Source organism: Prochlorococcus marinus XMU1419, assembly GCF_017695955.1.
Lineage (GTDB): Bacteria > Cyanobacteriota > Cyanobacteriia > PCC-6307 > Cyanobiaceae > Prochlorococcus_A > Prochlorococcus_A marinus_AD.
Genome location: NZ_JAAORO010000001.1, coordinates 593,801 through 620,742, shown reverse-complemented (window position 1 = coordinate 620,742; position 26,942 = coordinate 593,801). Strand labels below are relative to the sequence as shown.

Genomic DNA, 26,942 nt, shown 5'->3' with positions numbered 1-26,942 from the left:
TCTTTCTTAATTACTGTTTTTTTAACTTCCTCTTTTTTCTTATCTTCTTCTTTCTTAATTACTGTTTTTTTAACTTCCTCTTTTTTCTTATCTTCTTCTTTCTTAATTACTGTTTTTTTAACTTCCTCTTTTTTCTTATCTTCTTCTTTCTTAATTACTGTTTTTTTAACTTCCTCTTTTTTCTTATTATCTTTTTCTAATAATAGTTCTGAAGATTTATTTGAATTTTCTAGTTCATTTTGAGAACTTTGGAATTCACTATGAATATATTTTTTGATAATGAAACTATTCGAACTTAAAAGATTTTCATTATTTTCGTATTTCTCTCTTATCAAACTCAACCCAAGTCCAATAATACGAGACATAGAAAATTGATTTAACTTATCAGGGTCATAATTAAATTCTTTTAAATCAGATATACCTATTGGCGAGATTAAAAAAACATCCATAGATAAATTATTGCCAAGAATCTCCACTAAATTCTCATGTTGACTATTTCTTCCTGTTAGAAATATCTTTCCTATTTTGATTAAGTCATTTTCTTGAATAAAATTCTTAAATGTATTATTAATTTCTCTAATTAAAATCTTTAAATCAAGCTTTGATAAAGGATGATAATCAGATGAAAGTTTCTTACTTGATTTAATCTTTTCATCCTTCCCCCTATTCTGCATTTCTTTCATCTCATCAATAGTTGGATAATTTCTTATAGAAGCAAGTCTTTTTATAAATAATGGACCAGAATTATCAAAAATAATTAGTTGCGTAAATTCATCTAACAAGTCAACAGAAATAATTAGATTATTAGAATCTAATTTATTAATTTCTGAGCTTAATAAATTTCCTATACACATATGACTCATTTGGATTGAACAAAGCTCTAAATTTGCTTTATTAATTGTTTCTAAAATAGTATTTACGCTTTTTTTAGGTAAGGATGTAAGAAAATATCTCTTATAAAATTCATCCCCTTTCTTCTTTTCAGGTAGATCAGTTAAGTGGATATCAAAATCAGAATTATTTAGAGATATAGGTATTTGAATTCCTGAGTCAGGATCCTCTAAAAACGACTTAGCTTTATCATTCGTAATTGTTCCAGGAATATCTATAAGTCTTGTATAACAAGCATCCGAAGACAAAACCAATGCAATTCTTTGGCCTCCTAATTTCAAATCCTTAATAACATCTACAAGAACTGCAGAGAACGCATCCGGATCAGCTGGTATTGATTTCTCAATAGCCTCTTTTGGTAAGACTTGCCTAAAAACATTATTTATTTGCAACTGATTTTTTACTAACTTGGCTACAGCAATATTGAAAAAGTCATTTCCTATTTCTAAAAGAATTATTTTGCTACTAATTTTCCGTGAAAGATTATAAAAGAATTCTTTTAAGTCATCCATATTATATTCACTTATTTTTTTCTTTTTAATGGGTGTATTTGTCATAATGAGCAGAAAGGTTTAGGTCTACAAAAAATTCTTCTTAAAGGCAATGAATTGAATGTTATACCGTTTATTGGTTTTGCATAAAGTATATATATTCCTGGCCTTGACTCCATTTTTTGTAAACTTTGATAAGAATTTTCAGGAAAAGCAGGTTTAATACATAACTGATAATTCTTAGGAAAATTACTTTCTAGACTTGGAATATCCCATTCTTCTTTAGGAAGGGAAGTACAAGATAAATTAACAAAATAACTTCTATCAATACCAGGCTGAGAAAACAAATCTATGACTTTATCTATTGTTTCATTAATAGTAATATGATCTTGTAAGACATCTGTTAAATCTTTTTCAGCTTTTATAAATTCTTCTCTAGCTTCATCATTTAAAGGTTGAAAAAAACCAGATATGAATTCTGTGACTAATACAAAAACGGCTGTAAAAGTAGAAAGCATCATGATTGCTAGAATTAATTCAGGACTTGTCATGCCTCTATTTTTTATTCTATTTTTAATATTTTTCTTATTTAACATTTTTAGTTTTGTATATTTCCAAAATCAATTTGGTCTATTTCAGCCTCAATATCCCTAATTTCTTGATTAGTAAAACCTGCATTTTCTAAAATCACTCTTTCATCTACGGTGGGGTAGTATTTACCAGCTTTTTTCAATTCATTTGTCGTAATTTCTAACGCTACAAGCATTGCTACAGTTGCTGCTGACATTATTACCATCCCAAGTGCAGCAGAAATCATTTATTCATTCTCCTCAAAATCACAATATGTTTTTTCATCAAAGTAACAAGAAAATAATGAATACTCGTAAATTTTATTTAAAGAAGAATTTTTATTTATAAGAACCCTGTGTTGCAAGTCATTGTTAGTTAAGATACAGCTTCCTAAAATCCTTTTATCCTTTGAATTTGTTTTATAAGGTATATCTTGATTGTCTATTTTTATACTAGTAAAATAGATAGGAGCAATCCTATTTATTTCTTCTTGGCTTAACCCTGCGTTTAAAAGTGATGATCTTTCAGCGTTAGTCTGATCAACGATATAATTACAAATATTTGATTCAGGGGCTGAAGGATCATTAATTATTTTTAAAAATCTTCTATCATATTTGGATAAGTTTGCAGATATATATTTATCAGATTTAACGGCACTAATTATTGTAAATTTTGAAACATTACTTGCCACTTCCATCATCGCAGCAATTCCTGAAATCATGAGAACACCTAAAGCAGCATATAAAAAAACCATAATTTAAATTTGTTTTTTATTATTTATATTCTTTCCATAAACAATTATCTCCATAGATACTTCGAGAAGATATTTTCTCGAATATTCTGAACTAATATTCTCTTCATTATCCTTTAATTTCAATTTTAAATCTCTAAATAAAATTACACTTTCTTGAAATTCCAATTCTCTCAAAAAAGATAATGTGTCATTAAAGTTTGATTCAAAATCCAATTTAAAAGTATATTTTTTTACGCCTTCAGCCAAAAGTGGATCAATAATTAGGGGGCTTGTTTCTTCAGCATCTTTTTTTAAAGGTACATAGCTAGTTATGCTTTTTGGAGAAAGTGACAGAATTTCTATATTATTTTTGTTACCTATATATTCAATTCTTTCAAGCAAAGTTTCTAGATTAGTTTTCCCTGTAACAAGATATATTATTTTTTCTTTCCTGTCATTTAACTTTTTAAGTTTTTCACTAATAATTTTGTATTGCAATTTTAATTTAGGCAATTCTTCTTTTTTACGTAAAAATTCTTTTAGTTCACTATTTACTTTATTTGACTTTACATACTTAGGTATAACAAAAACAAAAATTATTATTAATGCAAATAATGATGAGATTATTGTTGGAAGAATTACTGACGCTCTTTCAGGAGTAATAACTCTATTTTGATTAAGATTAGAACTGGTCATATTTTATTCTCAAAAATTTTATCTAGATTTTTAATTCTATTTGACAATCCCAAAGAGCCAAGTTCATCTAGATATTTTTGATTAATATCAGCGAATTTATTAGAAATCTTTGATTGAATATTAAACTCATATAATTGATCTTCTGAGTCATTTTCAAAAGTATTAATCTTATTAAGATCAATAGCATCAAAATTTAGGAATTCAGAATCATCTAGAAGAATTAAGAATGCATTAAGCAGTTCTAATGGTTTTTTATGATTTATCCTGCTTTTTAAAGTTAATTTTTCACCATTTATATTAATTTCAGTTAGTTGCATTCCTTTTGGAACTAAGCGTGAAATTTCCTTAAAAAAAGCAGAACTTGAATTTATATTTGATATTGACTGTTTAAGATTTTTATTGAATTCAGCTATCTTCTTTAACTCAATAGATTCATTATCTAAATTAATAACTAAAGAGTCATATTGGTCTACATATTCTCTTATATTGGATTTTCTTTGTTCAAGGATATTTGTTCTAATAATAAAAACTATACCTATAAATAATGTAGTAAGTATCAAAGAAGTACCAAAAAAAATCCCTTTTTTTATAAACTTTTTATTATCTATGAAATAAGGATCTAATAAAAGAGTTTCTTCTCTTCTTTTTCTTAATATATCAATCTGCTTAAAACTTTTATTATTCATATGAGGCTAAACATTTAAAGTTCATAATTCACTGACAAATCATCATTTAGTATTTTAGGAGTGACTAAAATTATTAATTCACTTTTCTTTTTAATATCTCTACTATCCCTAAACAATGATCCTAAAAGAGGTAAATCTCCCAATATGGGGACTTTAGAAGTTGATGTACTGTCCTCATCTTTAATTACACCTGTTAAAACAAGTGTATCTTTATTTTTTACTCTTATTGCTCCAGTATCAAGTTTTCTCACGCTAAGTGTGCTTTGTATCCCACAACCGATTATTTCCACTGTGCCAGTTACTGATGAAATTGCTGGACTTAAAGAAAAAGTAACGTAACCATTATCATCAATTTTATCAACTTTTGCGCCAAAAGTAATACCAGCAGTTCCCTCAGTAGCAATACAAGTAGCGGCACCTCCTTCATCAACAGTTCTTTCAAATTTTGTTATGACTGTCTCACCTACTTTTATGAAGCCCTCGTTAGAAAAAGGTCTTCCAATGGTTGCCTTACCTAATGCATCATCAACTTGTGCTGCACCAGATAAATTTGGATCATTATTTTCTCCTAAAATTAGAGTAGGGGATGCCATTATTTTTGCGTCATTATTTGTAATCTTTGCCATTAACCAATTAGCAAATACTCCTTCGGCCAGACCTCCACCTCCAAAAGGGGTTTGTACAAGGGAATTTTCATCTGGAATTCCAGGAGTTTCATTCCCAGTCCTTACTGATAACCCTGCATTACTGATTACACGCGTCTCTCCTGTTCTAAATTCCAACATATTTCTCTTAGTATCCTGCTTACTTAAAGCAACATCGATAATTTTCACATTTAGAGCTACTTGCTTATGTCTTCGATCCATAGCTTTTATGTATTTTTCTGATGTATTTATTAATTCTTGTGAGCCTATTAAAGTAATTGTCTGCAATCTAAGGTCTACCGTCCCTATCAATCCATTGAGTGGACCACCTTCATTACCATATGGATCTATAAGACTATCTTCTAGATTTGCTTGTTGAAATCTATCTGAAATTTCTGCTCCGTCGTTACTTGAACCTTTTACAAGAACCTTGGATATTCTTGCTCCCAATGTTTTCAGATAATCAGCGACAGATGCTGCATTTGCTTGATTAATTCTATAAGTCTTTGAGATGCTAGGATTTAGACTTTTGTTTAAAATATCTTCTCCAATAAAAATAATATTTTTTTCTAATTTTGCCTGAAGGTTGGACGACATCAGTATGCTATTGAAAACATCAGAAATATCTATTTCATCAAAACTTACTGTTATTAATTTTTTATTACTTTCTGTAGAGTCCTGTTCTTTTTTATCATTTTCTACAATAACTATTCCATAATTCCCCAATTTTCCGATCAATTTGAGTGCCGCAATTGGATCTGAATCTTTCAAATTAACTGATATTTTTTGATCTTTAAGCTTTATATAACCTCTTAAGGGGATCTCAAATTGACCAGTATATATATCACCTCCTCTAGGAACAGGTGAAAATTTATTTATAGATTTATCCTTTTTTTTCTCATTAAAAAGTACTTCTTGATTTGAAATAATATCTTTAGCTTTTTTATTTTTAATAGAATCTTTAAGATTATCCTCTTCACTTTGTTTATTTTCAACTGAGTCTTTTAGGTAAGTTTTTTTATCATCCATATCGAATTTATCTTTTTGAATTGATTTTTGTTTTTTATTTTTCTTATGAATAACTTCATCTATCAAAGGAATAATTTCTTCAGCCTCATCTACAATATTTCCTCCCTCATTTTCAGAAGAATAAGAATTTAAAAACAAAGGATAAAGAATTAAAAAAGGAACTAAAAGGAAATTCAGTTTATTTTTACTTTTTTGATTATTCATAAAATCTTTTTATAATTTATCATTAAAAAAAACATCTAAATGATAATTTTCTTTTGCAGACATTTGTTTCAACTTATCATCGTATAGTTTTCTAATATCTCTTGAAGAGAAAGGTAGTGCTAAATCTAGAAATTTTTTTTTCTCTAAAGAATCTAAGGAATTATATTTATCCGCACCAAAGAATAGTTCTAATTGATTATTGTATGAATCATAATCTTGATAATTTGTATCACCTTTAAAGAAAACTTCTTTAAAGTTTTCAGATCTAATTTGAAATTTGTAATCTTCCGCAAATACTAAAGAAATTAAAAAGGAACTATTGATTAAAAAGTAACATGTAATGATTTTATAAATTTGCCTTTTAAATCTTAAATATTTTTTTTGTTTCATAATCTTTTTAGTAATTTATCTAAAGAAGTATTCAAAAAAATTACAACCAATTAATACTATTTTAATACTAAACACTTATAAATAACAAATTTTGTCGGCATATTAACTTTACACTAAATTGATAATTTTTTAATTTTCTCTAAAAATTAATTATAAAAAGATAAATTTGTAAAAATCAAAATCTATTTTTTATAAAATTATCTTTAATTAATGATTATTTTCTAAAACAGTAATCTCCTATATATAGAACTTTGTAATAATTATTTTTGGCATTCTTAATTTTTAGAAGGTATTTAGGGTCAATAGATAAAACTGTAGTTAATTTAATACTTCCATCACCACCATCTTTAATGATTTTTGTAAAGCATTTTCTGCCTTTTACTGAGATTAGACCAGGCCAAACAATAAAAATCCCCAGAAAAAATCCAAAAAAAATAACTATTAAATACTCAAAAGTTTTTGATTTCAGTGATTTTTTTCGCATAATATTAAAATTAAATCAAATTCAATAAAAAACATTAAATTTATTATGATTAATAATAATTAAACCAAAAAAAATATGTTTAAATTAAAAGATGAGAATAAATTATTTTGTTAGGCTTCCTCAAAAAAGCATATTAGGATTTAAGATCTTATCATCTTTGCATTCCACTATTTCAGCATATTTACTTTTATTTTCAGGATTTCTATTGAGACCCTACTTTGGTAACACTTACGATCAAATGTTATCAGGGTCAATTTTCAATATTATTTTAAATCTTAGTTTGTTAATACTTATTTTTAATTTAATTGATAAAAGAAAACAATTAAAAAATAGAAACTTTTTTCTTATTAACTCAATATTATTTTCTTTCATACCACAAATCGTTTTTCAACTATTTATTAATTTAAAGATTTTTAAAAACCTAGTTTTTTAGAAAAGTAAAATCTTTTCATAAATCTTAAATTTCTATTTTTCTTCTAAAAAGTGAATTTATTTATGGGACGATTTTCTTTTCTAAATTCACTATTTGCATAAGGATACAAATAATTGCTAAAAATCTATGCTTAGCAATAATACTTACATATAGATAAAATTTTATGAAAAAAAGAAATTTAATTTTTTCTTTAGCTGTTAGCACTATATTTATTCCCTCTATTGAAAGTGCGACAATTAATGATTCATTAGAGAACGAAAATAATTCTTTTGAAGCGCATGAAATTCCTATCGCTGAAGGTGGTGGTGGTGGCGGGATTAGGACATTTGATGAGATAGAAAGTGATTGTAAGGCTACTTCTAAAAGAGCTATTCAATTTTTTGAGAGAAAATTATCTGAGTTAAAACCTGAGGGGCAGTCAAATGAACAATTTAAATTGAAGAAAGAAGAATATAAAAATAAAATAAATAAATATAAAGAAGTATTTGAATATTGCGATAAAAAAAATAAACGTTTCGAAAAAGAAAATGCAAAACAATTAACTGGAAAAGAAGCTGCTATACAGTTTGTAGATAATAGAATTAATGAAGAAATTAAAAAAGAACGAAATAAAGCGTCTAATATTGATTCTAGTGCTAACTTCCAAGCATGGTCAGACCAGTTAATTGAAAGCAATGATAAAATTATAGCCCTTGAAAAATTGCGTATTGAAATTAAGAATTTTTTAAAATATGCATTTAGTAAGTATGAAGAATTGGTTACTAATGGGGAATTTGGTTTTAAAGAGCAAATGGCTTTAGCTATTAATTTGAAGACAAAATACTCGGATATAGATAAAGTAAAAGTTCTAGCTCAGAAAGCAATAAAGTTAGGTCTCACAGATAATAAAGAGATAAATGATCTAATAAAGGATATTGCCTCTGCTTTTTATATGTACAGTAACTTTGAAGCAGGGCCTACTTTTTAGATTTAAGTTCAATACCGTAATACAAATTACAATAATTTCTGGACTACAACTTTTTTCTTAGTTCAACAAAGTGCATATCCCTTCGGAAGGGATGGTAGAGTGATTTAAAGCTCTAGTCTTGAAAGCTAGCTTACTTGTAGTTATAGCAATAGCTTTTATATCTAACTTGACATGCGTTTCCGAACTGTTTCCGAAAAAATCAACCACCTTTTGTTATAATTAAAAAGCTAAAAATTTAATAATTTTTGCCTGGAGGGGTGGTCGAGTGGTTTAAGGCTCTAGTCTTGAAAACTAGCGTATCTGCAAGGGTACCGTGGGTTCGAATCCCACCCCCTCCGTTCTAATAAAAAGCATGGGAAATTTAACTGAATAATATAAACGCCCTTTTGATACGTTTTTGTTAAGATAATTTTTATTTGAACAATGAGCAAAGGATTTGCCACAGATAATTTAGCATCCAAAAAATTAAAAAAAAAAGTTATTTCAAATGAACCTCAAGGAAGATTAATACCTTGGTCTCCTTGGCCACCAGCTAATTTTCAGACAAGATATCCTGCTTTCCCTTTTGTTCTTACATTATTAATCATAGTAATTGGGCAATGGTATCTATCTCTACTAAGATAAACTGAAAATGATTTTTGTTTATAAATTTCAGATTAATTGAGTTTGAGAATTTATTTTGTTCTTTTCAATTTTATTATTAGCCCATTTTCAGGCGGCAATCATCCCAATATTATTAGGAATTAGATCAATCAAAAAATTCAAACACATTCAGAAAAGCGAATTGATACCTTTCGGTTTTATTTTTTTAGGATTGGCATCGATTTCTGAAATGATCGATCATACACAAACATCTTGGATTTATGTTGATCATTCCTCTTTATTTAATTGGTTTTTTTATTCTTTCCTATCTTTAGGTCTAACATGTTTATCAATATCAGTTATAAAAAATAAATTTATTCAAAAAACTAATTTATGCATTTCTTTATGTTCAATAATCTCATATTTTTTATTTGGTAAAACTATTGCTCTTTTTTTTCAAGTAATTATAAGTATCCTTCTAATTATTAATTGGCAAAGAGTTTTTAAAGATTGGCTTTTTATCCTTTACCCAATATTTGGTATTTTTTTTACGACTTTCTTTGGAACAAGGCTCTCAATTAGTGGAGATCAATTTTGGCATGTTTTAATAGGCCCATCCGGAACAATTAGCGTTCTTACGTTTTATTTAGTTTTAAAGAGATCGAAAAAAAAATTTACTTAAGTTTCTTATGAAAAAATTAGTATTTGCAAGTTTTATTGTGTGCTTAGTCACAATAATTTATCCAGTTGAAATCATTGCTGATACAGCACTTGATGTTTACATGAATGATTTTTATTCTAAATCGAATGAAGCTAGCCAGATTCTCAAAGAAATCGAAAATAGTCTAAAAGAAGGGTCAAGAAAAAAAGTATGCTCTAGGCAAAGAGAGGCTGCAAGATTAGGCCTATTAGCTAATAAATCATTAATTAAAGCTTTTGAAATTGAGGGAGCTAATCCACCAATGCAAGCAATAAAGGCAAGTCAACAAAGATGGGAATCTATTCTGAATGAGTGTTAAAGAAAGTCAGTAAATCTATAAATCTTTTTAAATTTGCATTCTTACAGATTTACTAATTAAGGGTATTTCGGGTTCAACTCCATATATACATTGAGAAATCGAATAGATAAAAATACATAGTGTAAATACAAAAATAATTGAGCCTAATTCAACTATGGGAAATATTCTTAAGAGATATGAAATTATTATCAAAGCAATATCAATAAGTAATGCTTGGCATGCATTATATCTAACAAAATAGGGGACTTTTGGATTTCTTGCTAATCCAGCAAACAAAATTATAAATAATAAAAAACTGCCAAAAGGCAAAGATTTTTCAATTATTGCTATTGGAAAAGTCAGAAATAACAGTATTTTCAAAAAAGAATATTTATAAAACAAATAATATCCAAAAGGTATTGATGCCTTTAAAGGTAAAGTATACAAAAATACTGATGAGAGTCTCTGTAATATCTGATTCAATATGTTATTTAAATTAAGTACGAATATTTTAACCTAATTTTTCTTAACTTAATTAAAGACCTTGCCTCTAAAATCTCAACTTTTGCAGATGGTTATTAAATATTAGATAATTGACTAAGGTTCATAATTCAAAATGCGTATCCTACACACAATGTTGAGAGTTGGAGATCTAGATAAATCCATTGATTTCTATGTCAATAGATTAGGTATGAATTTATTAAGAAAAAAGGATTACCCTCATGGAAAGTTCACTTTGGCATTTGTTGGTTATGGCTCAGAAAAAGAAAACTCAGTAATTGAATTAACTTATAACTGGGATAAAAAGTCTGAAGACTATGAGCTTGGGGATAAATATGGTCATATAGCTATTGGAGTAAAAGATATTCATCTTATTTGCCAAGGATTAGAAAATAATGGTTGCAAAATAACAACCAAACCTAAAACAATGAAAAATAGTACTACAGTCTTAGCCTTTGTTGAGGATCCAGATGGATATAAAATTGAACTTATTGAAAGAGATTAAAAGTTCGGGAGTTTTTATTAAATAAACTAATAAATAATTTTTAAAAAAATTGCATCAAATATATGGTTTTCAATTAACTAAAAAAATACCAATAAAACTATATTTGATACATTCTGCAGTTTCAATGTGTATAAAAGATTATTTCCAAGACGAGGAATTCTTAAAATAAAATAAATTTATATAATCTATATTAAATCTATATTAAATCTATACAGAATATGTAGACAATCTATTTAGATTTATATATTATAAAATTATCGCATAAAGCTTATGCCTAGTAATTGGTCAAAAATAAGGGATGAATGGCTTGATAGAACCGCCGTTGCCAAAAATGATGCTAAATGGGCATTAGAAGCTTTAATTAATTCTGAAGAAGATATATTTGAAATAGAACAAAAAATAAAGAATAAAGAAGACGCTATAAGCCAAGTAAAATTTTTGAAGAAAAAGGTTAAAGAAACTATTTCCTCTAAAGAAATTAGTCTTGATGATATTGCATTAAACACTTCAAATTCAAACAAAGTACAAATCTCAGTGCCATCAAATCTTACTTATCTTTTGAAAGTTTGGGCAGCAGCAGAAGGAAGAGATCTATCAAGTGTTGCTTTTCAATGTTTAGAAACTGGTATAAGGGAAATGAAAAGCAAAGGTTCAATACCTTCGGTAGCAGTAAATAGATATGACTCAGCCTGTCAAAAGAGGATTGCACTAGCAGAAGTAAACAATCTATTAGAGAAATACGAAATAGCTCAGAATGAAATCAAATAATTATGCATAAAAGAAAAATCATAAAAGGATACAAAACATTAATATCATCAAGGTCAAATGTAGATACTTCTATAGGTAAATTCAAAGATGGAATAATTTATACTCTTTATTCTGATAAATTTGATTCACTTAAAGTTGGTTTTGCTGAAAATGATAAGGTTCTAGAAAAAAAATTATCAAGTGAACCATTGATATTATTGGAGATGAAAAAAGGCAACAAGAAAGATCTATTTTTATTAATAACCACTCTTAAAGAACTCGGTATCAAATGCTCAGATAATTTTAATTTCAAATACTCAAGCTCTTTAATGAGACATTTATCTACTTTAGGTTGGCCTGTTGGAAGATCACTTTATAAACAAAGAAAGATTAAAAAAGAACTTTTATGTGCATAAATTTAAATGTAATCGCACTCTAAAGTTTCTCTGGTATCTCTATTTGTGAATGGATTAGTTCCAGAGGCACTTTCACAAAATTTCCTAATAATATCTTTTGGCAAAAAAACATTTGTGAAGTCTGCACCTTGTATTTTTACATTTTCAAACTGGGTACTATAAGCAAAAGAATCCTCCAGATTAGTATTTGATAAATCTGTTCCATCTAGAACAGCTGAGTCTAAAGTTACTTCTCTTAAGTTGGAGTTACTTAAATTTGTATCTTTCAATTTTGCTCCATAAAGAGTCGCATTTTGGAGCTCACAACCTGACATATTTGCGTCTTGTAAATCAGTCAAATAGAAAGTTGCTCCTTTTAAATCAGATCCAGAAAAATCAGCTCCTACCAAAGATTGTTTACCATAATCCAACGCAGCAAAGCTTCTAGAAGGAAAGGTTAAAAAAATTATTAAAAAAGTTAAAATTATAAATCTCATTTGTTTAAGTAGTATTTCAATGAATTCTAACTTCTTAAGCTGAAATCTAAAAATTAATTATTTACTGAATGCTATATTTATTGAAATAGCAAATCACGAAATAGGTTTTGGATATAAGTCCTTATGATGCAATTGTTGTCGGTTCTGGAGCTACAGGAGGAATAGCCGCACTTACATTGGCAGAACAGGGGGTAAAAGTTTTAGTTATTGAAGCAGGTCCTCAATTTAAAAGGCATGAAGCTAGTAATCATGAGCCTAAAAGTACATTAAAAAGATTATCAGGAGTTTTAACAAAAAAACATGCCAATCAATGCCAACATCCTGGTTATTGGAAAAATAATCCTGACTTATATTCGAATGAATTGATGCATCCTTATGAATCCCCCCCCCAAAAGCCCTTTTTTTGGACCCAAGGTAAACAATATGGGGGGAGATCATTAACGTGGGGAGGTATAACATTAAGACTTTCCTCAGAAGATTTTCATCCGGCTAAAAAAGACGGATTCGGACCAAACTGGCCTATTTCATACGATGAACTATCCTCTCACTATGATTTCATTGAAAATTTCTGTGGCATCTATGGACGAAAAGATGACATTAAAGAAGTCCCAAACGGTAAATATATTGGAGAAATACCTCTAACAGAAAACGAAAATATTTTTGGCAGCAAAGTTAAATCAAAATTAAACTATCCATTTATACAATCAAGAGGATTTGACTGTAATGCATCAGTAAAAGATAGAAAGTGGCCAAGATCTTCTAGTATAGGTAGCACTTTGAAAAAAGCTTTAAATACTGGGAATGTTCAAATAATTTCAAATCACCTAGTGGAATCTTTTGAGATTAACAAGATAACAGAGCTTGCATCAAAACTTACGATCGTAAACTTAGAAAATGGATGCAAAAAAGAATTAAATTGTGATTTAATCCTTCTTTGCGCATCTACAATTTCAACACTCAGAATACTACTGAACTCAGAATATAAATCAAGTTCCTCAGGTTTTAAAGATAATTCTGGGAAATTAGGGAAATACCTTATGGACCATATATCTATCTGTAAATTTTTTTCAGTCCCAAAAACAAAAAACTCTGGAAAACCATTAGATAACCCTCCCGATCTTTCTGGAGCAGGAAGCTTCTTTATTCCATTCGGTACAAATTTACCAAAAATTGACGACATGAATTTTCATAGAGGGTATGGAATATGGGGGGCAATTGATCGATTAGGAATACCTAAATTTTTGCAAAAAGACGCAAACACATCCATTGGCTTTCTTATCGCCCACGGCGAAGTCCTTCCTAGAGAGAAAAACGCAGTTTCTCTCTCAAGGAAAACAGATGAATGGGGTATCCCAATTCCCTACATTGATTTCGAATGGAGCGAAAATGAGTTAAACATGGCTAAACACATGGAAAACACAATCCGAAAATCAATCACTGCTGCAAATGGAGAAATAAAAAATATTAATGAACTAATCAATATCCCATTAGGTAGTTTATTTACAAAAAATTTAATAGCATTTTCAGATAGTCCTCCTCCTCCTGGATATTACATCCATGAAGTAGGGGGAGCACCAATGGGGATGAATGAAGAAGATAGCGTAGTTGATAAATTTAATAGATTATGGAGATGCAAGAATGTGCTTGTCCTTGATGGAGCATGCTGGCCCACATCATCTTGGCAAAGCCCCACACTTACAATGATGGCCTTAAGTAGAAGAGCCTGTTTAAATATTAAAAAGACTTAGAAGGTGTAAATAATTGATTTAAATAAATTTCTGAGACAGAATTATCTGTACATCCGTTTTGAAAGAGAAAAGTAGCTAATGCTGAATTTATAAGTTTATATTGATCCCAAGTTGGATTACTTAATACGAAATCTTTCATAGTGTTATAAAGAGCTTCTGAAAGCTCTGTTTCTAATGAGACTTTATTTGAAGAATACTCGACAAGTTTCTTATCAGTTAAGTTTGGTTGGCTGATTTGATCCATAAATTTTATATTTTCTGCTTATCCATAATGATATTTTTTTCTAAAAAAATCAAAAAATATCTGTTAGAAAACTTTTCAAATTATCAAATGAGACTCATGTTATGAGTGGGTTTTTAAAAAACTTCTTTTTCGAATAAGGAAATTGAATAGATCTTAATAAAAAGTCAACAATAATGTTGAAGTCCTGTTTTTTTTGAAAAATACTGCCATTTCTAGTCCAATGTGGATTTGGACGTGGAAAACAACCCGTAAATTGTGGAAAATCTAGCTCAAAATAATTTCAAGATTTTATATTAAGAATACTTATATATGCTGAGTCTATTAAGACTAAGTCGAGAAAGAGACAGGTGATTCATTGGTTTTCAACGGATTTTCTTAAGATTTAGTCTTTATTAGGCAAGCGAAGCGTGACAGGTCCTAAAGGATGTTTTGAATTTGGATAAATACTATGGTGATGATGATGGTGATTATGTTCATGTTGATGAGCCTCTACATGTTCATGTTCTAAATAATCACCTTCACCTGAGTATGATTTTTCATGGTTATGAGTTGGGATTTGATTTTGTATTTCACAAGCACCATTACATTCAGGATCACATAAATCACAGCTAATACCCAAGCCCTCTACATGGTCATGATGACTTTCTTGTACCATTCCAACTTCTTTTTCAAAGCCAAATAAATTTGATCTGTATTTACAAGTTGAGCAATTCATAAAATTACTACCTTCGTTATTAAGAATCTCTTCAATCCTTTCTACAAAAGTGTCAACCACATAAGATTGAGACGAAAGATATTTTGCATGTATAAATGAAATATTTGGATTATTAATCGCAACTAAATCACTTTGCCTTTTTATTCTTGTGACAAGGACACCTGAGAAAAGGAAATAAGGGAAAATAATTATATTTTTATAACCAAGTCTCACGACATTCTTTAAGCCAGGTTCAACGAGAGGGAAGGTTACTCCAGAAAAAACTGTTTCCCCCCACCCTAAACCAATACCCTCTACGATCATTCTCGTAATTTTTGAAACATTGGAATTTGCATCTGGGTCAGAAGAGCCTCTACCCACAACAACTAATAATGATTCTTCAGGTTTGAGAGTATTATTTTGTTTAAATACATCTTTTACTCTTTCACAAGCTGCACTAATCATTAAATTATTAATACCTAATTCTCTTCCATAAATTATTTCAATTCCCGTTTTACTTGAATAATTCATAAGCAGGCTAGGTATATCATTTTTTACATGGCCAGCAGCAAAAAGCATTGCAGGTATTGCAATTACTTTTTTTATAGAAAGATCTTTTAACTTGTCTAGAGCATCAACAAGTGAAGGTTTAGCAAATTCCAAGAAACCATATTCAACTAAAAAGTTTGGATATCTTTTTTGGATGAACTTGGTTAATTCTTGAAATTCAGTAATGGCTAGTTTATTTCGACTCCCGTGCCCACAGATAAGTATCGCGACTTGATTATTTAACTTCGAATCTAAATTATCCAAATTCAAATTATTATTTATACCATAATAGTAAAGAACAATATCATGTAGTGAAAAATAATAACTTGCTTGAGGTTCCTAATATTAACTCAAAAGATGCAAAATTAAAGAAATTAATTTATGACGTGGATGATTCCTTATTTAATGAGGATAACTATTCTAGGGAAAAATTCGAACATCTTTGCGTATGTAGTGGAGGTACAACCTCTAGCTGTGCAAAAAATGGTTTTACAACTCTTGATTTAAGAAAAAATCACAGCAAAATTCACCTAGATAGAAAAACCAATTTAGTAACAATTGGAGGGGGAGTAATAATGGGGGATCTAATAAATCATTTACAAAAACATAATCGAAGTTTTCCAATCGGACTTTCTAAACTTCCTGGAGCAGGCTATATACTTACTGGTGGAGTAAGCCCACTCAGTAGAACCTACGGATTAGCCATTGATAATATTGAATCAATAAAAGGTTTCTTGGGTAATGGCACATTTATCTCTTTAAAAAAAAATCAAATAAATCGAGAAGAACAATTAATTTGGGAAGCAATTAAAGGAGCAGCACCCTTCTTCTCAATTATTACAGAAATAGAACTTAATACTTTTCAATCTAATCCAATTAAAGTTATTGAGGGATTTATAAATCTAAATGAACTATCAGAAATAATAAAACTATCAGAGGAATTTCCAGAAAATATTAGTCTTCAATGGATTTATGCACAAAAAATTTACATATATATTTTTGCTGAACTCAAAAATAATTTAGAGGATAAAAGAACAGAAGAACACTTAATACTTCTAGACAAATTTCCTACTCTAGAAAAAAGACTTTATGAAAACTTTAACAAAATAAATTTCTTCCCAAAGGAATTGAATTTATATGAGCTGAATGTAAATAACCATTCTGAGGTAATTAGTCTTCTTGGAGAAGATTTAAAAAATGATATCCCAATTTTCATAAAATGTTTGGATGAAATAATGGGAAATAAACCTAATAATTCCTGTTATATCGCTTCTCAACAATTAGGTTGCAAAACTAAAAAGTTAAATCATGGCTCAAGCTTTTTTGTTCATAGAAAAAGTACTTGGAAACCATGGATATATGCATCATGGAAAAAAAATGATCTTCAAGAAAAAGAAATCGCTTTGGAATGGATTTATAAATCTTGGAGCAAGCTAAAAAGGTTTTATCCAAATATTCACTTAGCACAATTGCATAATCATTTGGATTCTCATGAGGAAGAAATTACATTAGCCTTTGGAAATAGAATGAATGAATTAAAAACTTTAAAGAATATTTTTGACCCACAGGGAATTTTGCCTCCTTTATGAGGTAACTTCTTAATTATAAAGAAACTTAAAATGTCAAATTTCCCAAGATATTTATCTAAAAATTGGTTAGATGATCCAAAGTCAAATATTCTCTCTGGCTTAGTTGTTGCTTTCGCAATGATCCCAGAAGCAATTGCTTTTTCAGGTATAGCTGGTGTAGATCCTAAAGTTGGCCTTTTTGGTGCATTTTGCTTATCAATAACAATTGCGATTGTTGGAGGGAGAAGGGGCATGATCACTTCAGCCACAGGTTCAACAGCTCTTTTAATGACTGGACTTGTTGCTTATGGAGAATCACAAGCTCCTGGATTGGGAGTACCATATCTTATTGCAGCTGGAATATTAACTGGAATATTTCAAATTCTTTGGGGATATTTAAGACTTGCCTACCAAATGCGATTCGTGCCAACAGGAGTATTAAGTGGATTTGTAAATGCACTGGCACTTCTGATATTTCAAGCACAACTACCGCAGTTAGGAATAGGTATCAAAGATTCAAAAGGGTTGGTTGAACAAACTATAAGTCAATATCCAGTTAACTCTCAGATTCCAGTAGTTTGGATTCTTGTAATCCTAGGATTAATAATTATCTATGGGCTTCCAAAAATCACAAAAGTAGTCCCATCTCAACTTATCGCAATAGTGGTTATTACTCTTATAAGCATATTCTTTAACCTTGATGTCCCTACAGTTAGCGATTTGGGTAAATTACCTGATGGATTACCAAGTCTTTCTCTTCCTTTTGGATCAATAGAAAATGGGAAAGTCCCTTTTAGTCTTGAAACATTAGGGGTAATTTTACCAACCGCACTTGCAATATCTCTCGTGGGTTTAATGGAAACCTTTTTAACTCAAGACATTTTAGACGATGTAACTGATACAAGTTCTAATAAAAATAAAGAAGCAAGAGGACAGGGAATTGCAAATATTGTGGCATCCTTATTTGGTGGAATGGCAGGATGTGCCTTAGTTGGGCAATCTGTTATGAATACTGAAAATGGTGGGAAAACAAGATTATCAACCCTCTCCTCAGGTATATCTCTACTAATTATGATCATCCTTTTGAAGTCTTGGATTGGAGCAATACCCATGGCTGCTTTAATAGCAATCATGATAACGATCGCTATAAGTACAGCGGATATAAATGGATTAAAAAATATTAGAAAGATACCTAAAAGCGATACTGCAGTAATGCTTATGACTTTTGCAGTTACAATGCTCACAAAACCTCATAATCTTGCACTTGGAGTTATTGCAGGAGTTGCATTAGCTGCAATTCTTTTCAGCAGAAAAGTCGCTAAAGTTATAGTTGTCTCAAGGGCGAAAGATAATAATTTGATTACCTACAAAGTAAAAGGACAATTATTTTTTGTAAGTAAAATTTATTTTTTACAAGGATTTGATATTCATGAACATCCAGAAAATATTATCATTGATATGTCTTTAGCTCATATTTGGGATCAAAGTGGTGTTGTAGCTCTTGAGCAAATTATTAGAAAATTCCAGAATGGTGGTTCTAAAGTTGAAATTGTAGGATTAAATAAAGAAAGTCTTAACTTATTTGAAAGACTAGGTGGTATTGAGAGCTCTCATTAAAATATTAATTAAGACTAACTTGTTGATAACAAAACCAAAGCCATTGCTGAAAAAGTAAATTCCTATGAGATCTCCAAGAAGTTTTTGAACTATTTAGATCAAAATTTTCAGGAGGAGGGACATCTCCCTTTTCTTTGTCTCTTTCAATTTCACTAATAATTCTATGCACCGTATATTCAGGGTGTCCTAAATGCATAAGTTGTTTTTGATCATTAGATTCAAATATTGTGTATCCGACGTTTTCTCCATAAGCCAGCAAATTCAATTTCCCTTCTTTTTGGGCTTTCTCCATCTCCAAATCTGGTAATCCCGCAAATCTACTTTGAGGACAAATAAATTCATCATCTTGTGTACCCATCAAAGGATGGCCCGGAACAAGACTTTTTAAAGGGAATACCCCAAATAATTTCCTATCAAAAACTTTCTTATCGACCCCTGCCAAATAAGCCAGCGCAAAGCCAGCCCAACATAATCCAAGAGTACTCGCACAAGAAGTTTTAGCTTCATTTACAATTTTCACAAATTCATCCCAATACTTAACATCCTCAAAGGCTAAGTGCTCAATAGGTGCTCCAGTAATAATGATTCCATCTAAAGGTTCAGGATTATTTGCTTCTTCCCATGTTATGTATAGATTATTTAGATGATTAAGATCCCATGTTTTATAAGAGTGAGTTTTAAGCTTTATCCAAACTGGCTCTATTTGAAGAGGAGATAAACCTAGTGGATGTAATAAGTTAAATTCATACTGCTTGCCAAGAGGCATGATATTCAAAATACCAATCCTTAGAGGACGAATATCCTGTCTTTTTGCCAACTCTGGTTCAATCCAAGATATATGATTTTTCTCGACATCACTAATCTTGTGATAGTTACTAGGAATTATTAAAGCCAATAAATCTCCTTTCCTATGTGATTTGTGAAAGTGCTTGTTGGAAATCTGCTTTTATATCATCAATATGCTCAATTCCTACAGAAACTCTTACCATTGTGGGAGTAACACCTGCAGATAATTGTTCTTCTTCTGATAATTGCTGATGAGTTGTTGAAGCAGGATGAATTACTAATGTTTTTGAATCACCCACGTTAGCAAGGTGGCTCGCTAATTTTAAGGAATCAATAAATTTTACTGCATTTTCATAACCCCCATTAAGAGAGAACATAAGCATACAACCCATTCCCCTTCCAGTAGTATATTTTTTGGCACTTGAGTAATATGGATCAGATTCTAGACCAGGGTAATTAACGCTACTTACATTAGAATTAGAATCCAACCATTTTGCCAATTCAAGAGCATTAGAAGTTTGTCTTTCTATTCTCAAACTTAGAGTTTCCAAACCCTGCAATAATAAGAAGGAATTAAAAGGACTTTGAGCTGATCCCCAGTCTCTCAGGCATTCAAGTCTTGCTCTTAACGCAAAAGCTATATTTCTATTATCAGGTACTCCCAAAGATTTGCAGATATCGCTACCGAAACCAAAAGCATCCCAATGAACGAGCCCATGATAAGCAGCGCTTGGCTCACTCATTAGTGGGAATTTACCATTTCCCCAATCAAAGGTTCCGGCATCAACAATAACCCCTCCGATACTTGTTCCATGTCCACCAATCCATTTTGTTGCACTTTCTACAACAACATCGGCCCCAAAATCAATTGGTCTTATTAAAGCGCCACCCGCACCAAGGGTATTATCGACTATTAAAGGAATTCCATTTTCTTTCGCCAAAGCAGAGAGTCCCTCAAAATCTGGGATATTAAATCGAGGATTTCCCATTGATTCGACATATATTGCTTTGGTTTTATCATCAATTTTATTTCTAAAACTATCGACACTATCGCCATCAGCAAATTTAACTTCAATTCCTAATCTTGGAAATTGTACTTTAAATTGATTGTAGGTCCCACCATATAGAAAAGAAGTAGAGACAAAATTATCCCCCGCTGTCATGCAGTTCACGATTGCCAAGAATTGAGCAGCTTGACCTGAGGATGTTGCAAGTGCAGCCATACCTCCCTCCAAAGCTGCCATTCTTTTTTCGAAGACATCTGTGGTGGGGTTCATAAGTCGAGTGTAAATATTTCCAAATTCTTTTAATCCAAAAAGATTCGCTCCATGCTCGGCATTATCAAAGACATAGGAACTAGTTTGATAAATTGGCACTGCTCTAGAATTTGTAGTTGGATCAGGCACTTGGCCTGCATGTAACTGAAGAGTCTCAAACTTTTGGTTGCTCAAAATTTTTAAATAATCCTATTATCTATTTAACTTAAAAATGTCTCAAAAAAAAACAAAAAAAAGATAAATATTTATAAATCCTTTTTTAATGAAGGGTAATTATCCTTCATATATAAACTCAAATCCTCTTTTATCGCAGATCTGAGTTTCTCAATATTTACAGAATCTATTATTGGAAAAGTTTTATTAGATTCAGGATCTTTTTCAGTAATTGATTTCCAATTCTTACCAACATTTTTTTCAGAGTTGTTTAGAACATCATCAAAATTGAAACCCTTATCGTTATTTTTAGCTTCAAATTCACTAAAAGCTTTATTTATGAGCTCCTTTCTATTTTTAAATAGTTTTTTGGCTTTTAAAGTATCTGGAAGACCCATAACTGGTTGTAACTCCCTAAGAAGTTTTATTTCCTCTTCAATTAAGAGTTTCCAAACACCATGTTTATTTTTTGGGACATTGGAATTACTAAAAATATTAATTTCATCAAGGTAAAGATTTAACCATAAATAATATGATTTTTCTTCAATAGTTTTTTTAACTGATATCTTTTTATTTTGGATTTTTGGGAGTAATTTTTCTGCCTTCTTTAAAAACTGTCTGTCTTCTCTTTCTAAATTTATTAATCCCCATCTTTGGCTATAGTCCCATAAATCTTCGTATCTTCTTAAATCTTCTTGATTCCATCCAAGAGATTTCAGTTCATGTGAACGATGTGATAATTCTTTTTTCAAAAAATTCTTTTAGTACCATAATAATTCTAACCCCGCAATCAAGATTAGTAAATAAATTAAGAACTTAGCTTTTTAGTAAATTAAATAAATAATCAATTATTAAAATAATTATTGATAATATTCATTACATTAATATAACTTGGATAATTTTTAGAAATTGGATTGTTATATTTATTTTTTTTAATACCATTTTCCTCTTTGTTAATAAACAATTTCTTGTGAAGGTTTTCAATATTATTGAAAAGATAATCTCCTTTTAATTTTTCATTTAGTTCTAAAGATAATTCAGATTTTACAGATTCTTGGCAAAAATTAGTGATCTCTTCTGAACTAATTAAAACATTATAAATTTCTTTTTTTTCTTCTGAATTAGCGTTAAAGCATAAATAAATAAGATTAATCATTGAACAATTATTATTTTTGATTTTGAATTCTTTATAAATGTCTGGCCAAAATTTTAAAGATTTTAAACCTTCTAAACCTCCTTGACTAAGAGAGTATTTATTACACCAATTTACAAATTCTGAGACATCTTTTGGACATCTATTCAGTTGCAAAAGCATATCTGATAAAACTTGTCCTGCTTGAAAATTCCGTGTTGGTTTTCCTTCAGTTGGTAGAGTCATACTCCCTAAGACATCAGCCTTAACAGCATTTAATTGAGAAAAAGTATAATCTCCTTTTTCACAAAATTTATCATTAATTATTTCCTTTGCACTAATTATTTCTTCACCATAACCAAGTTCTTTTAATGAAAGATGTTTATTTTCTAATTTATTTTCTTTTCTAACTTGTAATGATACTGATGCAGCCTGATCTAAACATTGAGTTAACAAAATTGTATTAATACTAGGTAGCATCCCTGGTTTATCGGAATGAAAGTTATTTACAAAACCTGCAAATATGGATGAAATATTTTTTATTGATTTTATATATTGACATTCAATATTATGAACACCAGGAGAAACTTGAATTTTCGGGGATAATTGATTCAAAATGCGAGCTCCTATTAAAGCAGTTAGGGCATCAGGATGGCAGAAATTTGCAGTAAAACTATCATTAGGATTTCGTAAAGCTCCGTGACGATGAAATCCTGTAAAAAAAGCTAAATTTGGATATTTATTACAAAGAATGAAAGGGTTTTTACTTTTATTGTCAACACAAAAAGAACCGACCAGGCAGCCAAGAACCACATTTTCTCTTTTTAAAGTTTTTCTGAGTTCTAAAGCATGTTTAACATCATCTTTTATGTGATTACTGTTTGAAGCAAGAATAACTATTTCACATTCCAAAAGAAGATCTTTTAGATCAAAAGGCTTTCTTTTCCCCTCTGAAGAATAACATCCCATTCTCTTAATCTTTTCAATAATCTCATTATCCATATCAGAAAGAACATCATTTGAGAAGGCACCTAACAAATCTCTATCCTCCCTAGGAGCTAAGAGAATATTATTTGATTTTCCATGCATAGCGCAGTTGTATGCTAATGATGCAGGATATAAACCAACACTGTAGAATCCAACTTTGCTGTTCTCTATATTTTCAATCAATGAATAAAAATATTTTTCATCATTTATGTTTTCTATGAAATTATTCTTCATTTTTGGAAATTCTCGATAATTTTTTTAATTTCTTACCCTTAACAACATTTTTCTACATTAAAGCAATTTTTGACCATAGCAAATTATTTATTGTAAATATTGAATTTTTTAATTTATAATTTCCTAAAAAAGAAGTTTAATAAAAAAAAGTAATAATTATAAATATGAAATACATGGCAAGCAATTTAAAGGTACAAAAACAATTAATTTCTTCTGAAAATATCTTATTTATTCAAGACATTGACGGAGTTTGTATTCCTCTAGTTAAAGATCCAATGACTAGAGAGTTAGAATCAAAATATATTTATGCGGTAAAAGAATTTGCTGAGGAATTCTTTGTATTAACTTGCGGGGAACATGAAGGTCCAAGAGGAGTTAACAGAATAATAGAAAGGAGTGTAGGGAGCACTACTGAGCCTAAAAAAAAAGAGTTATATTTAAGAGGTTTAGCTGCATGTGGAGTAGAGTATCAAGAAAATAATGGTGAAATAAGTTTTGAAGGAGTATCAGAAAAAGAACTAAATTTTTTATCAAAAGTACCTAGTTTAATAAGACCAAAATTTAATTTAATAGTTAAGAATATTTTTCCTGAACTTAGCCAAGAAGATATCAATTTTCACGCAGTAAAATCAATATGCGAAACACGCTTCTCGCCAACGATAAATTTTAATAGTCTATTTGATTTAGTTCACAAAGATTCTGACAAAAGAAAGCTTATTCAAATTAGTTTTGAAAAAATGATGAATGAAATCATCTTAAAAGCTGAATCCGAAGGCCTCAAAAACTCATTCTTCCTTCATATTTCACCAAATTTAGGCAATAAAAATGGTAGAGAAACAATTAAACTTTCTTCTAAAAATGATATTGGATCAACAGATATACAATTACTTATTAAGGGAGCAGTTAAAGATTCTGGAGTTTTATTTCTTTTAAATAAATTTATTGCGGATAAAACCGGCAAAGCTCCTTTTGGAAATAATTTTAATTTTAGAAATTCTCCAAATTCTATTAAGGAAAAAATTGATTTATGCAAAAGAACTATTCAAAAAGAAGATATGCCTTTGATTGTAGGAGTTGGTGACACAGTAACCTCAAAAAAAAATAATAGCGAAAAAAATTATTTAAGAGGAGGCAGTGATAGGTCTTTTCTAGAATTTATACAAATATTAGGTAATGAATTTGGGATTAATAATAAAATAATTTTTGTAGATAGTAGTTCTGGTGAAGTTGAAAGGCCTTCTACAAAAAAAACTGGTTTAATAGGTATCAGTGATTTGTATGACAAATTAAAGTTTGACATAGTTTTTAAAAATGGTCCCAAAGAATATATTAGTTGGTTTATTGAACTTGCTAGTAAGAGATCAAAATTTAAAAAACAGTTAACTTTTTGATTTTCGAATAAAAATTTATAAATAATATATTTATGAAAGAAAAATTTCCCTCAATATATAAAGAACCTATAGAAACATTGCAAATTAATATAGGTTATAAATGCAATCAGGCTTGTAAGCATTGTCATGTCAATTCAAGTCCTCTAAGAACTGAAAAGATGTCAAATAAAATTATATCTCTTATTCCAAAAATAATTGAAAAATACAAAATCAAGACTTTAGATATTACAGGTGGCGCGCCAGAACTTCACCCAGAGTTTAAAAACCTAATAACTAGTTTGAGCACAAAACAAGTTGATATTATTGACAGGTGTAATTTGACAATTTTCTTTGAAAAAGGTTATGAAGATCTTCCTCAATTTCTTGCAAAGAATAAAGTGATAGTTACTGCTTCGCTGCCGTGTTATGAAAAAAATAATGTTGAGTTTCAAAGGGGTTTTGGGGTTTTTGAAAAAAGTATTAATGCCATAAAAATTCTTAATGATTTAGGCTATGGAAAGAAAGAAAATGGATTAAAATTAAACCTTGTTTACAATCCTGTAAGTCCAATGCTTCCTCCTTCTCAGGAAATATTGGAGAAGGACTATAAAAAAATACTATTCGAAAAATACAATATCGTTTTTAATAATTTATACACAATAACTAATATGCCAATAAATAGATATGAAGAATCTCTTAAAAGAGAAGGGAAACTAAATACTTATTACAAATTACTAAAAGAAAATTTTAATGAAAAAAATTTAGCAAATCTTATGTGTAAAAAGACAATTAGCGTAAATTGGCTAGGAGAAATTTATGATTGTGACTTTAACCAACAGATAAATTTCCGAGATAATAAAGGTCCAAAGACACTTTTTGATCTATTGGATGAATCATTTACTTTTGACTACGGGGTAGCTGTAAAAGAACATTGTTTTGCTTGCACTGCAGGTGCAGGATCAAGTTGCGGAGGAACTTTAAGTTAAAACCTCCTAAATACAATTAGGACAAATCGCTCTTACATTTAACGAGGATTCAATTAGTTTGAAACCATTAACTTTTGCTGCAACTTTGCCCGCTTCTAAAACTTCATCATTTTCGAATTCTTCTGTTCTTCCACACCTAATACAAATCAAATGATGATGATCTGGAGTTTCATTACTAAGCAATTCATATCTATGTCCCCCCTCACTAAGTTCTAATTCATGAAGCAAACCCATTTGAACTAAAAGTCTTAAGGTTCTATAAATAGTTGCAAGTGAAACCTTGGAACTTGATTTAACTAACTCCTCATGAACCTCTTCAGCACTAAGATGCTTCCCAGAACCAATATTTTCAAATAAATTAAGAACCTTAAGTCTTTGAGGAGTTAACCTCCTCCCATCTTTATGTAAACCATCTCCTAAAGGAGATGTCATGACATTGTATTGAGAGGAAAATGACAACAATCAACCTATTGCTATTCTCAATAATAACTCTAGATGAGAGCATAACAACTTTTTGATTTAAAATGTTTACTAAAGTTCTCTAAAATATTATCTTGAATATATCTTTAAATTGAAAAGATGAAGGATCATGAAAAATATTCTGAGAATTTTTCACAGAAAGTAAATGCTTTACTAATCATTGATGTTCAAGAAAAAATTATAAGGCCAATTTTTAATAAGGATTCAATAATCAAAAACATCAACAAGCTAATAAATGCCTACCAAATTTTAGATGAAAACATATTTGTATCTGAACAAAATCCCCTCAAATTGGGTACAACGATCTCTGAATTATTGCCCAAAGAAAGATTTATAAAAATTGAAAAGATGGAATTTAGCTTAGCTAACATACAAGAATTTTTAAAAGAACTTAAAAATAAGAAAATTACAAATTTAATAGTTTGTGGTATCGAAACGCATATTTGTATTCAACAAACTGTCATAGATTTTTTAAAAAAAGGATTTGAAGTTATTCTCATATCAGACGCTATGAGTAGTAGAAATAAGGTGGATCATGAAATAGCATTACAGAGAATGATTCAGATGGGGGCAGTAATAACAACTACTGAATCAATAATTTTTGAATTATGCAAAACTGCTGATAGAAAAGAATTTAAAGAAGTTAGAAATATAATAATGAGTTAAACAAAATT

General features: G+C 29.7%; 31 protein-coding genes and 1 tRNA gene. 14 read left to right on the top strand and 18 right to left on the bottom strand.

Features of this window, described 5'->3' with window-relative positions; translation table 11 throughout:
• From pilM to HA151_RS03445, 9 genes are all read right to left on the bottom strand, one after another.
• On the bottom strand, positions 1–1,448 hold a 1,448-nt coding region (gene pilM / locus HA151_RS03485; RefSeq protein WP_209106108.1), incomplete at its 3' end, for a pilus assembly protein PilM.
• Positions 1,445–1,978, bottom strand: a complete 534-nt coding sequence (locus HA151_RS03480) for a hypothetical protein (RefSeq protein WP_209106107.1) — start codon at positions 1,976–1,978, stop codon at positions 1,445–1,447. The genes pilM and HA151_RS03480, both read right to left, overlap by 4 nt.
• Before the next feature lie 2 nt (positions 1,979–1,980).
• Positions 1,981–2,199 carry a hypothetical protein gene (locus HA151_RS03475; protein ID WP_209106106.1) on the bottom strand — a complete coding sequence of 73 codons (219 nt, stop codon included), beginning with the start codon at positions 2,197–2,199 and terminating at the stop codon, positions 1,981–1,983.
• On the bottom strand, positions 2,200–2,706 hold the full coding sequence (locus HA151_RS03470) for a hypothetical protein (RefSeq protein WP_209106105.1): 507 nt from the start codon (positions 2,704–2,706) through the stop codon (positions 2,200–2,202).
• Positions 2,707–2,709: 3 nt separating this feature from the next.
• On the bottom strand, positions 2,710–3,381 hold the full coding sequence (locus tag HA151_RS03465; protein ID WP_209106104.1) for a hypothetical protein: 672 nt from the start codon (positions 3,379–3,381) through the stop codon (positions 2,710–2,712).
• The gene (locus tag HA151_RS03460) at positions 3,378–4,067 is read right to left on the bottom strand and encodes a PilN domain-containing protein (RefSeq protein WP_209106103.1); all 690 of its coding nucleotides are present in this window, start codon (positions 4,065–4,067) and stop codon (positions 3,378–3,380) included. The genes HA151_RS03465 and HA151_RS03460 overlap by 4 nt, the downstream gene beginning before the upstream one ends.
• Before the next feature lie 14 nt (positions 4,068–4,081).
• A complete protein-coding gene (locus tag HA151_RS03455) occupies positions 4,082–5,944 on the bottom strand; it encodes a type II secretion system protein GspD (RefSeq protein WP_209106102.1) in 1,863 nt (620 codons plus the stop codon).
• A 9-nt stretch (positions 5,945–5,953) separates the two neighbouring features.
• Positions 5,954–6,334, bottom strand: a complete 381-nt coding sequence (locus HA151_RS03450; RefSeq protein ID WP_209106101.1) for a hypothetical protein — start codon at positions 6,332–6,334, stop codon at positions 5,954–5,956.
• A 214-nt stretch (positions 6,335–6,548) separates the two neighbouring features.
• The gene (locus HA151_RS03445) at positions 6,549–6,818 is read right to left on the bottom strand and encodes a hypothetical protein (RefSeq protein WP_209106100.1); all 270 of its coding nucleotides are present in this window, start codon (positions 6,816–6,818) and stop codon (positions 6,549–6,551) included.
• A 596-nt stretch (positions 6,819–7,414) separates the two neighbouring features.
• Between HA151_RS03445 and HA151_RS03440 the strand changes: the two genes are divergently transcribed.
• The 5 genes from HA151_RS03440 to HA151_RS03420 all read left to right on the top strand — a co-directional run bounded on the left by HA151_RS03440 (position 7,415) and on the right by HA151_RS03420 (position 9,819).
• Positions 7,415–8,218, top strand: coding sequence for a hypothetical protein (locus HA151_RS03440; protein WP_209106099.1), 804 nt, complete (start codon positions 7,415–7,417; stop codon positions 8,216–8,218).
• 251 nt (positions 8,219–8,469) lie between these two features.
• Positions 8,470–8,556, top strand: a tRNA-Ser gene (locus tag HA151_RS03435).
• Positions 8,557–8,641: 85 nt separating this feature from the next.
• Positions 8,642–8,842, top strand: coding sequence for a hypothetical protein (locus HA151_RS03430; protein ID WP_209106098.1), 201 nt, complete (start codon positions 8,642–8,644; stop codon positions 8,840–8,842).
• Positions 8,843–8,897: 55 nt separating this feature from the next.
• Positions 8,898–9,482 carry a hypothetical protein gene (locus HA151_RS03425; RefSeq protein WP_209106097.1) on the top strand — a complete coding sequence of 195 codons (585 nt, stop codon included), beginning with the start codon at positions 8,898–8,900 and terminating at the stop codon, positions 9,480–9,482.
• A 7-nt stretch (positions 9,483–9,489) separates the two neighbouring features.
• A complete protein-coding gene (locus tag HA151_RS03420; protein ID WP_209106096.1) occupies positions 9,490–9,819 on the top strand; it encodes a hypothetical protein in 330 nt (109 codons plus the stop codon).
• Positions 9,820–9,846: 27 nt separating this feature from the next.
• Here the strand turns inward: HA151_RS03420 and HA151_RS03415 are convergent, their stop codons facing one another.
• Positions 9,847–10,281, bottom strand: a complete 435-nt coding sequence (locus HA151_RS03415; RefSeq protein WP_209106095.1) for a Tic20 family protein — start codon at positions 10,279–10,281, stop codon at positions 9,847–9,849.
• Between the two features lie 133 nt (positions 10,282–10,414).
• Here HA151_RS03415 and gloA point away from each other — a divergent pair, with 133 nt between their 5' ends.
• From gloA to HA151_RS03400, 3 genes are all read left to right on the top strand, one after another.
• Entirely contained in the window at positions 10,415–10,804 is a 390-nt protein-coding gene (gene gloA, locus HA151_RS03410) for a lactoylglutathione lyase (RefSeq protein ID WP_011818156.1), read from the top strand.
• Between the two features lie 270 nt (positions 10,805–11,074).
• On the top strand, positions 11,075–11,572 hold the full coding sequence (locus tag HA151_RS03405; protein ID WP_209106094.1) for a VHS domain-containing protein: 498 nt from the start codon (positions 11,075–11,077) through the stop codon (positions 11,570–11,572).
• A gap of 2 nt (positions 11,573–11,574) precedes the next feature.
• On the top strand, positions 11,575–11,967 hold the full coding sequence (locus HA151_RS03400) for an LEM domain-containing protein (RefSeq protein ID WP_209106093.1): 393 nt from the start codon (positions 11,575–11,577) through the stop codon (positions 11,965–11,967).
• Positions 11,968–11,969: 2 nt separating this feature from the next.
• Here the strand turns inward: HA151_RS03400 and HA151_RS03395 are convergent, their stop codons facing one another.
• Positions 11,970–12,443: a pentapeptide repeat-containing protein gene (locus HA151_RS03395; protein WP_209106092.1), complete on the bottom strand. Its 474-nt coding sequence runs from the start codon at positions 12,441–12,443 to the stop codon at positions 11,970–11,972.
• Positions 12,444–12,550: 107 nt separating this feature from the next.
• On the opposite strand from HA151_RS03395, the gene HA151_RS03390 reads away from it, so the two are divergent.
• Entirely contained in the window at positions 12,551–14,191 is a 1,641-nt protein-coding gene (locus tag HA151_RS03390) for a GMC oxidoreductase (RefSeq protein WP_209106091.1), read from the top strand.
• On the opposite strand, the gene HA151_RS03385 is transcribed toward HA151_RS03390, so the two are convergent.
• On the bottom strand, positions 14,178–14,435 hold the full coding sequence (locus HA151_RS03385) for a DUF2811 domain-containing protein (protein WP_209106090.1): 258 nt from the start codon (positions 14,433–14,435) through the stop codon (positions 14,178–14,180). The genes HA151_RS03390 and HA151_RS03385 overlap by 14 nt on opposite strands.
• A gap of 382 nt (positions 14,436–14,817) precedes the next feature.
• Positions 14,818–15,942: a sirohydrochlorin chelatase gene (locus HA151_RS03380; RefSeq protein WP_373922065.1), complete on the bottom strand. Its 1,125-nt coding sequence runs from the start codon at positions 15,940–15,942 to the stop codon at positions 14,818–14,820.
• 47 nt (positions 15,943–15,989) lie between these two features.
• On the opposite strand from HA151_RS03380, the gene HA151_RS03375 reads away from it, so the two are divergent.
• Both HA151_RS03375 and HA151_RS03370 read left to right on the top strand, forming a co-directional pair.
• The gene (locus tag HA151_RS03375) at positions 15,990–17,267 is read left to right on the top strand and encodes an FAD-binding protein (RefSeq protein ID WP_209106089.1); all 1,278 of its coding nucleotides are present in this window, start codon (positions 15,990–15,992) and stop codon (positions 17,265–17,267) included.
• Positions 17,268–17,297: 30 nt separating this feature from the next.
• Positions 17,298–18,863: a SulP family inorganic anion transporter gene (locus HA151_RS03370; protein ID WP_209106088.1), complete on the top strand. Its 1,566-nt coding sequence runs from the start codon at positions 17,298–17,300 to the stop codon at positions 18,861–18,863.
• Positions 18,864–18,867: 4 nt separating this feature from the next.
• Here HA151_RS03370 and HA151_RS03365 read toward each other — a convergent pair whose 3' ends face one another.
• From HA151_RS03365 to HA151_RS03350, 4 genes are all read right to left on the bottom strand, one after another.
• Positions 18,868–19,758, bottom strand: a complete 891-nt coding sequence (locus HA151_RS03365; protein WP_209106087.1) for a homoserine O-succinyltransferase — start codon at positions 19,756–19,758, stop codon at positions 18,868–18,870.
• A gap of 13 nt (positions 19,759–19,771) precedes the next feature.
• Complete coding sequence (locus tag HA151_RS03360) at positions 19,772–21,100, bottom strand: O-acetylhomoserine aminocarboxypropyltransferase/cysteine synthase family protein (protein WP_209106086.1); 1,329 nt, start codon at positions 21,098–21,100, stop codon at positions 19,772–19,774.
• A 71-nt stretch (positions 21,101–21,171) separates the two neighbouring features.
• The gene (locus tag HA151_RS03355; RefSeq protein ID WP_209106085.1) at positions 21,172–21,831 is read right to left on the bottom strand and encodes a hypothetical protein; all 660 of its coding nucleotides are present in this window, start codon (positions 21,829–21,831) and stop codon (positions 21,172–21,174) included.
• 92 nt (positions 21,832–21,923) lie between these two features.
• Positions 21,924–23,432: a hypothetical protein gene (locus HA151_RS03350; RefSeq protein WP_209106084.1), complete on the bottom strand. Its 1,509-nt coding sequence runs from the start codon at positions 23,430–23,432 to the stop codon at positions 21,924–21,926.
• Positions 23,433–23,596: 164 nt separating this feature from the next.
• On the opposite strand from HA151_RS03350, the gene stpA reads away from it, so the two are divergent.
• Positions 23,597–24,823 carry a glucosylglycerol 3-phosphatase gene (gene stpA / locus HA151_RS03345; RefSeq protein WP_209106083.1) on the top strand — a complete coding sequence of 409 codons (1,227 nt, stop codon included), beginning with the start codon at positions 23,597–23,599 and terminating at the stop codon, positions 24,821–24,823.
• Between the two features lie 32 nt (positions 24,824–24,855).
• Entirely contained in the window at positions 24,856–25,788 is a 933-nt protein-coding gene (gene arsS / locus HA151_RS03340) for an arsenosugar biosynthesis radical SAM (seleno)protein ArsS (RefSeq protein ID WP_209106082.1), read from the top strand.
• Positions 25,789–25,794: 6 nt separating this feature from the next.
• On the opposite strand, the gene HA151_RS03335 is transcribed toward arsS, so the two are convergent.
• Positions 25,795–26,247: a Fur family transcriptional regulator gene (locus HA151_RS03335; RefSeq protein ID WP_209106081.1), complete on the bottom strand. Its 453-nt coding sequence runs from the start codon at positions 26,245–26,247 to the stop codon at positions 25,795–25,797.
• A 120-nt stretch (positions 26,248–26,367) separates the two neighbouring features.
• Here HA151_RS03335 and HA151_RS03330 point away from each other — a divergent pair, with 120 nt between their 5' ends.
• Positions 26,368–26,934, top strand: a complete 567-nt coding sequence (locus HA151_RS03330) for a hydrolase (RefSeq protein ID WP_209106080.1) — start codon at positions 26,368–26,370, stop codon at positions 26,932–26,934.
• Positions 26,935–26,942: the final 8 nt, after the last annotated feature.